The organism is Caulobacter segnis (genome assembly GCF_029543125.1).
Classification (GTDB): domain Bacteria; phylum Pseudomonadota; class Alphaproteobacteria; order Caulobacterales; family Caulobacteraceae; genus Caulobacter; species Caulobacter segnis_D.
In genome coordinates this window covers 163675-175276 of sequence record NZ_JARQWW010000001.1, presented here as the reverse complement: position 1 = coordinate 175276, position 11602 = coordinate 163675, and the positions used below count along the sequence as shown (strand labels likewise).

At 67.6% G+C, this 11602-nt stretch carries 15 protein-coding genes; 8 read left to right on the top strand and 7 right to left on the bottom strand.

All coding sequences use genetic code 11. The features are described 5' to 3' along the window. Positions 1 to 6: 6 nt before the first annotated feature. Complete coding sequence (locus tag P7B02_RS00910; protein ID WP_277784417.1) at positions 7 to 501, top strand: hypothetical protein; 495 nt, start codon at positions 7 to 9, stop codon at positions 499 to 501. Between the two features lie 39 nt (positions 502 to 540). Here the strand turns inward: P7B02_RS00910 and P7B02_RS00905 are convergent, their stop codons facing one another. Beyond that, positions 541 to 1026 (bottom strand): YbjN domain-containing protein, encoded by a 486-nt coding sequence (locus tag P7B02_RS00905; protein WP_277784416.1) that lies wholly within the window; start codon positions 1024 to 1026, stop codon positions 541 to 543. Positions 1027 to 1278: 252 nt separating this feature from the next. Here P7B02_RS00905 and P7B02_RS00900 point away from each other — a divergent pair, with 252 nt between their 5' ends. Continuing rightward, entirely contained in the window at positions 1279 to 1842 is a 564-nt protein-coding gene (locus P7B02_RS00900) for a PadR family transcriptional regulator (RefSeq protein ID WP_277784415.1), read from the top strand. Then, positions 1842 to 2126, top strand: a complete 285-nt coding sequence (locus tag P7B02_RS00895; RefSeq protein ID WP_277784414.1) for a DUF2218 domain-containing protein — start codon at positions 1842 to 1844, stop codon at positions 2124 to 2126. The genes P7B02_RS00900 and P7B02_RS00895 overlap by 1 nt, the downstream gene beginning before the upstream one ends. Before the next feature lie 5 nt (positions 2127 to 2131). Here the strand turns inward: P7B02_RS00895 and P7B02_RS00890 are convergent, their stop codons facing one another. Together P7B02_RS00890 and P7B02_RS00885 are read right to left on the bottom strand one after the other, a co-directional pair. Further along, positions 2132 to 4222 carry a prolyl oligopeptidase family serine peptidase gene (locus P7B02_RS00890; RefSeq protein WP_277784413.1) on the bottom strand — a complete coding sequence of 697 codons (2091 nt, stop codon included), beginning with the start codon at positions 4220 to 4222 and terminating at the stop codon, positions 2132 to 2134. An 83-nt stretch (positions 4223 to 4305) separates the two neighbouring features. Beyond that, positions 4306 to 5103 carry a potassium channel family protein gene (locus P7B02_RS00885; RefSeq protein ID WP_277784412.1) on the bottom strand — a complete coding sequence of 266 codons (798 nt, stop codon included), beginning with the start codon at positions 5101 to 5103 and terminating at the stop codon, positions 4306 to 4308. A 60-nt stretch (positions 5104 to 5163) separates the two neighbouring features. On the opposite strand from P7B02_RS00885, the gene dapF reads away from it, so the two are divergent. Genes dapF through P7B02_RS00870 form a run of 3 tightly spaced genes read left to right on the top strand, consistent with a single transcriptional unit; the run spans position 5164 to position 8413 of the window. Next, entirely contained in the window at positions 5164 to 6009 is an 846-nt protein-coding gene (gene dapF, locus P7B02_RS00880) for a diaminopimelate epimerase (protein WP_277784411.1), read from the top strand. Then, positions 6006 to 7289, top strand: a complete 1284-nt coding sequence (gene mtaB, locus P7B02_RS00875) for a tRNA (N(6)-L-threonylcarbamoyladenosine(37)-C(2))-methylthiotransferase MtaB (protein ID WP_347276627.1) — start codon at positions 6006 to 6008, stop codon at positions 7287 to 7289. Before dapF ends, mtaB begins: the two co-directional genes overlap by 4 nt. After that, the gene (locus tag P7B02_RS00870; protein ID WP_277784410.1) at positions 7286 to 8413 is read left to right on the top strand and encodes an endonuclease/exonuclease/phosphatase family protein; all 1128 of its coding nucleotides are present in this window, start codon (positions 7286 to 7288) and stop codon (positions 8411 to 8413) included. Before mtaB ends, P7B02_RS00870 begins: the two co-directional genes overlap by 4 nt. On the opposite strand, the gene P7B02_RS00865 is transcribed toward P7B02_RS00870, so the two are convergent. Further along, positions 8299 to 8928, bottom strand: a complete 630-nt coding sequence (locus P7B02_RS00865; RefSeq protein WP_277784409.1) for a trimeric intracellular cation channel family protein — start codon at positions 8926 to 8928, stop codon at positions 8299 to 8301. The two genes, P7B02_RS00870 and P7B02_RS00865, sit on opposite strands and share 115 nt — an antisense overlap. Positions 8929 to 8962: 34 nt before the next feature. Here P7B02_RS00865 and ftsY point away from each other — a divergent pair, with 34 nt between their 5' ends. Next, the gene (gene ftsY, locus P7B02_RS00860; protein WP_277784408.1) at positions 8963 to 9901 is read left to right on the top strand and encodes a signal recognition particle-docking protein FtsY; all 939 of its coding nucleotides are present in this window, start codon (positions 8963 to 8965) and stop codon (positions 9899 to 9901) included. Positions 9902 to 10029: 128 nt separating this feature from the next. Further along, entirely contained in the window at positions 10030 to 10617 is a 588-nt protein-coding gene (locus P7B02_RS00855) for an inner membrane-spanning protein YciB (protein WP_277784407.1), read from the top strand. A 7-nt stretch (positions 10618 to 10624) separates the two neighbouring features. Here the strand turns inward: P7B02_RS00855 and P7B02_RS00850 are convergent, their stop codons facing one another. The 3 genes from P7B02_RS00850 to ccmD all read right to left on the bottom strand — a co-directional run bounded on the left by P7B02_RS00850 (position 10625) and on the right by ccmD (position 11601). Further along, complete coding sequence (locus P7B02_RS00850; protein ID WP_277784406.1) at positions 10625 to 10864, bottom strand: hypothetical protein; 240 nt, start codon at positions 10862 to 10864, stop codon at positions 10625 to 10627. A 63-nt stretch (positions 10865 to 10927) separates the two neighbouring features. Further along, positions 10928 to 11452: a DsbE family thiol:disulfide interchange protein gene (locus P7B02_RS00845; protein WP_277784405.1), complete on the bottom strand. Its 525-nt coding sequence runs from the start codon at positions 11450 to 11452 to the stop codon at positions 10928 to 10930. After that, complete coding sequence (ccmD, locus tag P7B02_RS00840; RefSeq protein WP_277784404.1) at positions 11449 to 11601, bottom strand: heme exporter protein CcmD; 153 nt, start codon at positions 11599 to 11601, stop codon at positions 11449 to 11451. The genes P7B02_RS00845 and ccmD overlap by 4 nt, the downstream gene beginning before the upstream one ends. Position 11602: the final 1 nt, after the last annotated feature.

Below are 11602 nucleotides of genomic sequence, written 5' to 3'. Positions count from 1 at the left end.
GCCGTCATGAGAACCGCTCTGACCCTCGCCATCGCCGCCGTGATGTTGGCCGGCTGCGTGGGCATGTCCCGCAGCAAGGCTGTCGCGCCGCTGGCCGCCGACTGGAAGACCGGAGGCCGGGTCGACCAGATCACTCTGGCCAAGGAGGGCGAGTTCAAGATCACGCCCGAGTTCGACTCCATCTTCGAGAGCCGGGTGAAGTCCAAGCTGGCCGAATGCGCCACGGGGACCCGACCGCTTCGGCTGGAGGCCAAGCTCACCCGCCTGGACAAGGCCAATCCGGTGATCACCACCCTGATCATGGGCGCCAATGTCATGCGCGGCGAGGCGCGGCTGGTGGATGTGGCCACCGGCCAGACGGTCGGCGAGTATCAGATCGGCCAGACCGTGGTCGGCGGCCGCATGGCGATCGTGAAGATGGGCGAGGCCGAGGAGCAGATGTCCGACGCCTTCGGCGAGGAGCTCTGCAAGCAGGCGTTCGGGGTGGAAGCGGCGAAGTAGCCGCTCATCTCAGCGAAGGCCGGCGACGCTTGAGCCTTGTTATTTTTCGCCCACGGAAAGCGTGAACTGGTTGTTGTAGTAATTGAACGCGACCAGGTTACGGATGAATAGCTCCTCCGATATTCCAGCCTTGTCGAAGATAAGATAGGAATAGGTCGTCGCTCTTTTTCCATCCTCGGACATCAGAACGTGGGTGGGCTGTTCCTGAGCATTGAAGGCCGTCGCGGTCTTCTGGCAAGCTGCGACCGAATCTGAACAGTCCCAAATGCCCACGAATTCCGTCGTCGTGCAGGACGCATTGTTCGTGCAGTCCGTCATGATGATCAGAATGTTGTTTCCGTCCGACGCGGTCTCGATGAGTGGCGTTCCGTCGTCGGCCTTACCCAGTTTCGCCTTGTAGCCGGCATTGTGAAGCGCCTGAACCAGCGTTTCTGGATTCAGCGAGGTGACATTCGCCGCGTTGGCCAGCCCCGCTGCGGTCAGGGCGATGGCGAAGGCTGAATAAGCTAACAGGCGGCCGAGCATCAAAAATTCCTAAAGCTTCCAAGGCGGGTCTCTAGCCGCGATTGAACTCAGGATTGCATTGAGAAAGGGCGCGCCGCAACGGCATAGCTTGCGGCATTTGGTGCAGCTTCAAGGGTGAGCGACCATTCAGGGAGATCGTCATTTGGCGGGCTGAATCTGGATCCCCGCCTTCGCCGGAATGAGCGGGCGTCCTTGAATTCGATATGCATCCGATATATCTAAACTTTCGATATAACGAAATAGGATCGAAATATGTTTGGAAGACATCATCACCACGGCCACCACCACAGCCGCCACGGCCGTCATCCCTTCGGCTTCCATGGCCATGGCCACGAGAATCACCGCCGCGGCGGCCGGGTGGGTCGGTTCTTCGACCACGGGGACCTGCGCCTGGTGGTCCTGAAGCTGATCGCCGACAAGCCGAGCCACGGCTACGAGCTGATCAAGGCCGTCGAAGAAGCGGCGGGCGGCGCCTATACGCCGAGCCCCGGCGTCATCTACCCGACCCTGACCCTGCTGGAAGAGCTGGGCTACGCCACGGCGGCCGATGCTGGCGGCGGCAAGAAGCTGTTCTCGATCACCCCCGAGGGGCAGGCCTTCCTGGAGCAGAACGACGCGCCGGTGCGCGGACTGTTCGAGCGTATGGCGGACGTCGCCTCGCGCAGCGCGGCGTTCTCGCCGCAGATCCTGCGGGCGCGGGAGAACCTGAAGACGGCCATGAAGCTGAAGCTGACGGGCGAGCGCCTGTCGGACGAGCAGATCGCCGCCGTTGTCGCCGCCCTCGACGAGGCGGCCCGCAAGGTGGAGCAGGCGTGATGCAGAGCCAGGCCGTCGTTCAGACCGAGCACGCCTCGAAGTACCTGACCCAGCTGTGCAAGCACTGGGCGCACAAGTTCGAGGTCAGCTTTGATCCGGTGCTGGGGCGCATCGTCCTGCCCCTGGGCGTCTGCACCCTGACCGCCACCCCGGCGGTTCTGCAGATCGACCTGGACGGCGCCGAAGACGCCGACATGGGCCGGTTCGAGGACGTGGTGGCCGACCACGTCAACCGCTTCGCCCATCGGGAAGGCGAACTCACCTTCCCGTGGGTTAGAAGCTAGGAGCGTCAGTCCATCAGCTGACGCGACAGATAGACGTAGTGCATGGCCCAGCGCTTGGCGTTGGCCTTGGGGTCGGCGCCGTTGGCGTGACCGCCGTCGGTGTTCTCGTAATAGAGATAGGGCGCGCCGAGGTCCTTCATCCGGGCCGCGAACTTGCGGGCGTGGCCGGGGTGGACGCGGTCGTCCTTGGTCGACGTCGTGATGTAGGCCAGGGGGTATTTCACGCCCGGCTTCAGGTGCTGGTACGCCGAGTACTTGGCGATCCAGGCGGCCTCTTCCGGCTTGGTCGGGTCGCCGTATTCGCCGATCCACGACGCGCCCGCCGGCAGCAGGTGGTAGCGCATCATGTCCAGCAGCGGGCTTTCCACCACCACGGCGTTGTACAGGTCCGGGCGCTGAGTCAGGGACACGCCCATCAGCAGGCCGCCGTTGGAGCGGCCGTAGATGCCCAGGTGGCGGGGCGTGGTCACCTTGCGGGCGATCAGGTCCTCGGCCACGGCGTAGTAGTCGTCGAAGGCGCGCTGGCGGTTGGCCTTCAGCGCGGCCTCGTGCCAGGCGGGGCCGAACTCGCCGCCGCCGCGGATGTTGGCGACCACATAGGCGCCGCCGCGCTCCAGCCACAGCTTGCCGACAACCGGGTCATAGACCGGCAGCTTCGACAGCTGGAAGCCGCCGTAGGCGTGCAGGATGGTGGGGGCCAGGCCGTCGAACTTCAGGCCCTTCTGGCGGACCAGGAAGTAGGGGACCTTCGTGCCGTCCTTTGAAGTGGCCTCGTGCTGCTCGACCACATAGTTGGCGGCGTCGAAGCGGGCGGGCGAGGTCTTCACCGTCTCGGCGGCGCCGGTGGCGGCGTCGGCCAGCTTCAGCTCGGTGGGGACCAGGAAGCTTTCGGCCGAATAGAAGACGGCGTCATCCACGTCCGACGCGGCGACCAGCGAGACGGAGGCGTTCTCCGGCGCCGGCAGTTGCTTGCTCATCCAGCCGTGGCCGGCGTGCTTTTCGAAGGCCATGACCCGGCCGCGCACGTTGTCGTAGGTGGCGGCCACCACGCGGTTCTTGGTCACGCCCACCTGGTCGATGGACTGGCGCGGATTGGGCTGGAACAGCAGGGCCGGCGCCTCGCCGCCCTTGCCGGTCAGGAAGGCCGGGGTGGCGGCGATCAGGGCGCCGGCCTGGAAAGCCTTGCCGCCTGGAGCGGTCCACGCCTCCTCCAGGGTGACGATCAGCTCGCCGTTCACGAAGCCCTGGATGCTGGAGCGGGTCGGCAGCGACATGCGCGCGGCTCCGGCGTCGGTCAGCAGGCTGTATTCGGTGTTGAAGAAATCGGTGGCGCGGGACAGCACCACGATCCTGTTGCCGGCGCCGTCCTTCATGACGCGCGCCCCGGCGCTGACGTCCTTGGTCTGGCCGCGGAAGATCTCCTTGGCGTCGGCCAGGGCCTGGCCGCGCTTCAGGGTCTTGGCGATCATGCCGTAGCCGCTGTCGGTCAGGCTGCCGGCGCCCCAGTCGCGGGACAGGACCAGGGTGTCGTCATCGAACCAGCCGACGTTCTGCTTGCCTTCCGGCAGGTTGAAGCCGCCGGCGACGAAGGTCTTGGTCGCCATGTCGAATTCGCGGATCTGCACGGCGTCCTTGCCGCCGTTGGACAGGCGGACCAGGCAGCGGTCGTACTTCGGGCCGCGGCAGTCGGCGCCCTTCCAGATCCAGTTGGCGTTCTCGGCCTTGGACAGGGCGTCCAGGTCGATCACGGTCTCCCACTGCGGGTTGGCGGTCTTGAAGCTGGCGCGGCTGGTCTTGCGCCAGACTCCGCGCACGTGGGTGGCGTCCTGCCAGAAGTTGAACACCGCCTCGCCCTCGAAATGCGGAGTGGGGATGCGGTCGGTGGCCGACAGGACCTTCAGCGCCTCGTCGTGCAGGGACTGATAGCGCTTGTCGCCGGTCAGGACCGGCAGGGTCTTGCCGTTTTCGGCCTTCACCCAGTCGAGGGCCCGGGGCGTCTCCACCTCCTCCAGCCACTGGTTGGGATCGACCGCCTGGGCGTGCGCCCCGCTGGCGATGAGGAGGGCGAAGGCGGCGACGCCGGCGGCTCTGAACATGAAGGCCCGTTCCGTATACGAAAGAGGCGGGCACCTTAGCCCTCTCAAACGAGGCCGCAAGCAGCCGGACCCGTCGAACAAGGCTATTCGTCGTTGGGGATTTTCAGCAGTTCACCGCAGGCCTTGCAGTGAACAGCGTCGGGGTCGTGACGCTGCAGTCCGCAGCCGTGGCAGGGATAGGTCACCTTCGACGGCCGCAGGATCAGCTGGATCAGGCGGATGAACAGCGACACCCCGCCCAGCATGACGGCGATGGACAGCAGGCGGCCCCACACCCCCGGCAGGATGATGTCGCCATAGCCGGTGGTGGTCAGGCTGGTGACCGTGAAATAGAGCGCGTCCACATAACCGCCGATGCCTTCGTAGCGGCCGATGAAGCTGGAATAGACGAAGCCGGTGACCACGAAGATGAAGGTGACGAGGGCGACCGAGGCCTTGGTCACCTCCTCGACCCGGGTGTCGTCATAGCGCCGGGCCACGGTGCGCCAGAAGAACTCGCTGTTGACCAGGGTCCACAGGCGCAGCACCCGCAGGAAGCCCAGGTTGAACAGCCAGAACGGCGCCAGCAGGGTCGCGAAGACAAACAGGTCGACCCAGATCATCGGCTGCTTCAGCCAGCCCTTCAGGTCGCCATAGGCGATGGCCCGCGCGCCCAGGTCCACGGCCATAATCACGGCGACCATGTAGTCGAGGACGTAGAAGGTTGTCATGTGGTCGCGCAGCAGGGGCGCGGCGATGAAGAAGGCGATGATCGCCAGATCGACCATCAGCACCGCGTAGCGGAAGCGGACCGCCGTGGGCGAGGCCCCGTGATAGAGGGCGCGGAGACGCGCCCGCAGGCGCAATCCCTTGTCGTCGTCGGCGCGTTCGGCTGCGGTCATGTGTCCTGCTTGGCGGCCCGATCTGACGAAGACGATATTTTGGCCTATATAGCGGGCCAAATGACCCGCACGTTCCTGAAGATGAATGGCCTCGGCAACGATTTTGTCGTCGTCGAGACCAAGAGCCAGCCGTTCAACCCGACGGTGGAGGAGATTCGCGCCATCGCCGACCGCGAGGGCGGGATCGGCTTTGACCAGTTGATCGCCATCGATCCGCCGACGGCCGAAGGCGCCAGCGCCTATGTGCGGTTCTGGAACTCGGACGGCGAGGAGACCGGCGCCTGCGGCAACGGCACCCGCTGCGTGGCGTGGCTGCTGATGCAGTCGGCGCGGACCAACGAGGTGGCCTTCGACACCGTGGCGGGCCGGCTGACCGGCGTCATGGCCGGCGACAAGCTGGTCACGGTGGACATGGGCAAGCCGGGTCTGGCCTGGAACGAGATCCCGCTGAGCGGTCCGATGGACACGGTCACGGTGGACCTGACCTCGGCGACCCATCCGGAGCTGACGGCGCCGGGCTGCGTCTCCATGGGCAATCCGCACGTGGTGTTCTTCGTGGACGCCCCGGCCAGCGACGAACTGGCCCGCGAGGCCGGTGCGCCCATCGAACATCATCCCCTGTTCCCCGAAGGCGTGAACGTGGGCTTCGCCAACGTCGTCGCCCGCGACCACATCAAGCTGAAGGTCTGGGAGCGTGGCGCGGGTCTGACCGCCGCCTGCGGCACCGGCGCCTGCGCTGCCCAGGTGGCCGCCTTCCGCCGGGGCCTCACCGACCGCAAGGCGAAGGTGGAGTTCGAGACCGGTTCGCTGGTCATCGAATATCGCGAGAGCGACGGCCACGTGATCATGACCGGTCCGGTCAGCATGGACTTCGCCGGCAAGCTGCCGGAGGCCGCCGCGGCGTGACCGACGTCCTCGAAACGCCTGCTGAAAAGACTTCGGACGCAGAGGTCGATGTCGTCACCTTCGGGTGCCGGCTGAACGCCTACGAGTCCGAGGCCATCCGCGCGCGCGCCGAGGAGGACGGACTGAAGGACGCGGTGGTGTTCAACACCTGCGCCGTCACCAACGAGGCCGTGCGCCAGGCGCGGCAGGCGATCCGAAAGGCCCGCCGGGAGCGTCCGGGCGCGCGCCTGATCGTCACCGGCTGCGCGGCCCAGATCGACCCCGCCGCCTTCGCCGCCATGCCCGAGGTGGACCTGGTCCTCGGCAACGCCGAGAAGGCCGCGCCGGGCGCGCTGATGGAGACCACGGCGCGGGTCCGCGTGAACGACATCATGTCGGTGCGCGAGACGGCCGGGCACCTGATCGCCGGGCTCAAGGACCGCGCCCGCGCCTATGTGGAGGTGCAGAACGGCTGCGATCACCGCTGCACCTTCTGCGTCATTCCCTATGGCCGGGGGAACAGCCGCTCCGCCCCGGCGGGCGAGGTGGTCGAACAGGTCCGCCGCCTGTCCGCCGAGGGCTATCAGGAAGTGGTTCTGACCGGCGTCGACGTGACCAGTTGGGGCGCCGACCTGCCGGGCCAGCCGTCGCTGGGCCAGTTGGTGGGCCGCATCCTGCGCCTGGTCCCCGACCTGCCGCGCCTGCGCCTGTCGTCCATCGACGCGGCGGAGATCGACCCGGACCTGATGCAGCTGCTGGCCGTCGAGACGCGGCTGATGCCGTATCTGCACCTGTCGCTGCAGGCGGGGGATGACTTGATCCTGAAGCGCATGAAGCGCCGCCACCTGCGGGCCGACGCCCTGAAGCTGGTGCGCGAGGTGCGGGCCGTGCGCCCCGACACCGCCTTTGGCGCCGACCTGATCGCCGGCTTCCCCACCGAGACGGAAGAGGCGTTCCAGAACACCCTGAAGCTGGTGGAGGAGGCGGGTCTCGCCTTCCTGCACGTCTTCCCCTACAGCGCCCGCCCCGGCACCCCGGCCGCCAAGATGCCCCCTGTGAAGGGCGCGGCGATCAAGGAGCGCGCCGCCCGCCTGCGCGCCGCCGGCGAGGCGGCCCTGGTCCGCCACCTGGACGCCCAGGTCGGCCGCGTCCTGTCGGGTCTGGTGGAGCGTGACGGCCTAGCGCGGGCCGAGGACTTCACCGAGATCGCCTTCACCGGCGAGGCCGAGGCCGGAACCATCCGCCCCATGCGGGTGACCGGCCACGACGGCAAGCGGGTCCTGGCGGAACTGGCGGCTTGATCCGTCTGGCCAAGGCGGCGGCCTTGGGCCTGCTGCTGATCCTTCCCGCGCGCGCCTTCGCCCAGGCCCAGCCTCAGCCGGTGGTGGAGAAGGAGCTTTCGGTCCTGACCTACAACGTCGCCGGCCTGCCCTGGCCGGTGCGCAAGGATCGGGGCGAGGCCCTGAAGGCTATCGGCCGGGAGCTGGCCAAGATGCGCGCCGAGGGGCGGGCGCCGGACGTGGTCCTGGTGCAGGAAGCCTTCCGCGACGAGATCCACGACCTGATCCGGCTGAGCGGCTATCCGCACCATGCCCGGGGACCGAAACGCAAGCAGCGCGACCCGGCCCTGCTGGACAAGCCGGCGCAGTACAAGCGCGGCAAGTACTGGCGAAAGGGCGAGGGGCTGGGCAAGTGGCGCTCCAGCGGCCTCTACATCCTCAGCAACTATCCGATCGAGACGCGGCGCTCGCACGCCTTCCGCTATTGCGCGGGATTCGACTGCCTGGCGAACAAGGGCGTCCAACTGGCGGGCATCCGCCTGCCGGGCGCGCCCACGGTGATCGACGTGGCCAACACGCACATGAACGCCCGCAAGGCGTCGCGCGTGCCGCGCTTGCGGGCCTTCCGCGCGCACAACCTGCAGGCGGATGAGCTGAAGCGCTTCGTGGCCGTGGCGCATGATCCGACCGCGCCGCTGGTGGTGGGCGGCGACTTCAACATCCGGAAGGCGCCCGACCGCTACAACTACATGTTCGAGGACTACGACTTCGACGTGGCCAGCGAGTACTGCTGGCGGAGCCTCGCGGCCGGCGCCTGCGCCATCAAGGTGTCCATGGATGGGGACGCGCCGTGGCTCGACACCCAGGACCTGATCGGCTCGACGGCCGGGACCGGGGCGTCCATCTGGCCCATCGAGATCGAGGCCCTGTTCGACGGTCAGAACGAGCCGGTGCTGTCGGACCATGACGGCCTGATGGTCCGTTTCCGCGTCCGCTGGCCGAAGTACGAACCGCCGGTGGTCGCGCTGCCTCAGTCCTCGGTGGAGCCCGCGCCGGGGAAGGCCGGCATGTTCCAGCCGAACAGCAGCGCGCCGGAACGGATGGACAGCGCCGCCGCGAAACCCGCGCCCCCCGCCCACCAGTAGGGCGCGCCCAGGGCGGTCAGGACCACGAAGACGGTGGAGCCGGCCAGGGCGGCGGTGATGTAGATCTCCCGCCGCAGCAGGATCGATGGCTCGTTGGCCAGGACGTCGCGCACGATCCCCCCGAAGGCGGCGGTCAGAACGCCCATGACGATGGCCGAGACCGGCGGGGCGCCGAAGGACTGGGCCTTGGCCGTGCCCACCACGGTGTAGGCGGCCATGCCCAGGGCGTCCAACCACAGCAGGGCGGTGAACCGCCAGGGCTTGCGGCCCACGACCCAGATGGCCGCCGCCGCGATCAGGCAGGTGACGATGTAGCCGGGGCGGCCAACCCAGAAGACCGGCGCCCCGATCAGCAGGTCGCGCAGGGTGCCCCCGCCGACCCCCGTGACGGCGGCGAAGAAGCCGAAGGTGATGATGTCGTGCTTGCGTCGCGCGGCGGCCAGGGCGCCGGCGGCCCCGAACACGGCCACGGCGGCGTAGTCCAGCCAGAACAGAGCGGTCGAAAGGGCGTCCATGGCGTTTCCTCGCACGGGCGGGTAAAGGAGCGCCATGACTGAAAAGAAGCAAGGCTGGTTCCAGCGGCTGACCTCGGGCCTTTCGCGCTCGTCGAAGCAGATGACCGAGCAGGTCACCTCGGTCTTTGTCGCCAAGAAGCCATTGGACCAGGATCAACTCGATCAACTCGAGGAGATGCTGATCGAGGCCGATCTCGGCCCGGCCGCCGCCGCCCGGATCGCCGAAGCGTTCGGCAAGGCCCGCTTCGGCAAGGAATCCAGCGAGGACGAGGTTAAGGAGGCCCTGGCCGAAGCCGTGGCCGCCGAACTGATCAGCCGCGAGGCCCGGTTCGACCCGCTGTCAGGGCCCAAGCCCTACGTCGTGTTGTTCATCGGTGTGAACGGCTCGGGCAAGACCACGACCCTGGGCAAGATCGCCGCCGACCTGACCGGCCGCGGGGCCAAGGTGATGATCGTGGCCGGGGACACCTTCCGCGCCGCCGCGGTCGAACAACTGTCGGTCTGGGCCGACCGGGCCAAGGCGACCTTCGTCTCGCGCCCGTCCGGCGCCGATGCGGCGGGTCTGGCCTTTGACGCGGTGGAGCAGGCCAAGGCCGAGGGCTATGACGTGGTCCTGATCGACACCGCCGGCCGCCTGCAGAACAAGTCCGGCCTTATGGACGAGCTGTTCAAGATCATCCGCGTCCTGAAGAAGATCGACGGCGCCCTGCCGCACGAGGTGCTGCTGGTGCTGGACGCCACGGTAGGCCGCAACGCCTTGGCGCAGGAGAAGGTGTTCGGCAACCAGATCGGCGTAACCGGCATCGTCATGACCAAGCTGGACGGCACCGCCCGCGGCGGCGTGCTGGTGCCCGTGGCCCAGGCGTCGGACAGCCCGATCATGCTGATCGGGGTGGGCGAAGGCATCGAGGATTTGCAACCCTTCGACGCCAAGGCCTTTTCCCGTTCTCTGGTCGGCCTTCCGCCGGCCTAAACCTTAGAAACCCGCTCATCCCGGCGAAGGCCGGGACCCAGATCATCGAGCGCCGCATCTTGTCATCTTGACCCCGGCCTTCGCCGGGGAGAACGGATGTGGGAAGGTGGCCGCTCAAAGAGGCCTGAATGTCCCCGAAACTCCGCCCCTATGTGCGCGGCGCCGTCGATTACGGCGGCCCCCTGGTGTTCTTCGTCGCCTATCTGATCACCCGCGACATGATCGCGGCGACCTGGGCGCTTGTGGCCGGTTCGGCGGTGGCCCTGGCCATCGGTTTCGCCTTCGAGCGCCGCCTGGCGCCCATGCCGCTGCTGGCGGGCGGGGCGGCCTTGGTGTTCGGGGCCTTGACCCTGATCTTCCACGACGCCCGTTTCGTGAAGATGAAGCCGACCTTCCTGAACACGGCCTTCGCCATCTTCCTGCTGGGCGGGGTGATGCTGAAGAAGAACCCGCTGAAGGTGCTGCTGGGCGAGGCGGTCAGCCTGCCGGAGGATTCCTGGCGGACCCTGACCCTGCGCTACGGGGTGTTCTTCCTGTGCGTGGCGATCCTGAACGAGGTCGTCTGGCGCACCCAGCCGGAAACCACCTGGGTGGTGTTCCGCTTCCCGGGCCTGCAGATCCTGGCGCTGGCCTTCTCGGCCGCGCAGGTGCCTTTGATGATGAAGGGCATGAAGGCGATGGAGGCCGTCGAAGCCCCGCCGCCGCCGGTCGAGTAGCCGGCTTCTAGACTAGAATATTGACCAGCGAGCCGGGGCGCAGCAGGCGCGTCGGCTGACCGCTGGCGCCCGTCTGCGCCGTGGGTTGCGGCTGCGGCTTCTGGGGCGCGGCGTAGGCGTCCGCCCCGGCCTTGCTGAGCGCCGCGTCGAAGAACGCTTTCTGGGCGGAGTTGCGCGGATTCGCTTTCGCCGGCGCTTGATGCTGCGGCGTTACGGCGGGCCAGTTGTTGGGGCGGATGTCGGTCACGGGACCAGTCTGAACATGGTTAACGCGCCGTCAAGGTTTGGCGCGAACATGGTCAATGAAAGGTTAACGCGGCGCTGAGCCCAGGCTGCTGAGCATGCTTTCGGCCGCCTCCGGGGTGAGCGGGCCGGTGTGCTTGGCGCGAATCACGCCCTGGCCGTCCACAAGGTAGGTCTCCGGCACGCCGGTGACGCCGAACTCGATCCCGGCCCGGCCGTCGCGGTCGATCAGCTTCACGGCGAAGGGATCGCCCAGGCGGGTGAGGAAGGCGCGGGTGTTGTCCGGCGCGTCCTTGTAGGCGACGCCGATGATGCGGACGCCCTCGGCCTTCAGGGCCATGAGCTGCGGATGCTCGATCTCGCAGGGAGCGCACCAGGAGGCGAAGAAGTTGATCAGCACCGGCCCGTCCAGGGTGGCGGCGATCGGCGTCGGGCGGCCGGTCTCCAGGTCTGGCAGGCTGACGGCCGGAACCGGCTTGCCCACCAGGGCCTTGGGCTGGACCTGCGGATCGCGCTTCAAGGCGTAGCCGGCGAACAGCACGCCGAGCGCCAGCAGGACCGCGATGGGCGCGAAGGCGAGCCAGCGCCTCACGGCCGGTTCTTTTCCAGACGCTCCACCTCGCGGCGCCAGCGGCGGGCGCGCAGCAGGGTCGAGGCGGCCATCCAGGCGAAGGCGGCGGCGGTCAGGGCGAAGGCGGGCCAGACATAGACGGCGTACTTGCCGGCGTCGAAATCGAGCATG

Excerpts from the sequence above, each read along its gene's own strand:
- P7B02_RS00905 (WP_277784416.1), bottom strand. The coding sequence starts at position 1,026 with ATGCTCGGCCGCCTGTTAGCTTATTCAGCCTTCGCCATCGCCCTGACC.
- P7B02_RS00890 (WP_277784413.1), bottom strand. The coding sequence starts at position 4,222 with ATGTTCAGAGCCGCCGGCGTCGCCGCCTTCGCCCTCCTCATCGCCAGC.
- P7B02_RS00865 (WP_277784409.1), bottom strand. The coding sequence starts at position 8,928 with ATGGACGCCCTTTCGACCGCTCTGTTCTGGCTGGACTACGCCGCCGTG.
- dapF (WP_277784411.1), top strand. The coding sequence starts at position 5,164 with ATGACCCGCACGTTCCTGAAGATGAATGGCCTCGGCAACGATTTTGTC.
- P7B02_RS00885 (WP_277784412.1), bottom strand. The coding sequence starts at position 5,103 with ATGACCGCAGCCGAACGCGCCGACGACGACAAGGGATTGCGCCTGCGG.
- P7B02_RS00855 (WP_277784407.1), top strand. The coding sequence starts at position 10,030 with ATGTCCCCGAAACTCCGCCCCTATGTGCGCGGCGCCGTCGATTACGGC.
- P7B02_RS00910 (WP_277784417.1), top strand. The coding sequence starts at position 7 with ATGAGAACCGCTCTGACCCTCGCCATCGCCGCCGTGATGTTGGCCGGC.
- ccmD (WP_277784404.1), bottom strand. The coding sequence starts at position 11,601 with ATGCTCGATTTCGACGCCGGCAAGTACGCCGTCTATGTCTGGCCCGCC.
- P7B02_RS00900 (WP_277784415.1), top strand. The coding sequence starts at position 1,279 with ATGTTTGGAAGACATCATCACCACGGCCACCACCACAGCCGCCACGGC.
- ftsY (WP_277784408.1), top strand. The coding sequence starts at position 8,963 with ATGACTGAAAAGAAGCAAGGCTGGTTCCAGCGGCTGACCTCGGGCCTT.
- P7B02_RS00895 (WP_277784414.1), top strand. The coding sequence starts at position 1,842 with ATGCAGAGCCAGGCCGTCGTTCAGACCGAGCACGCCTCGAAGTACCTG.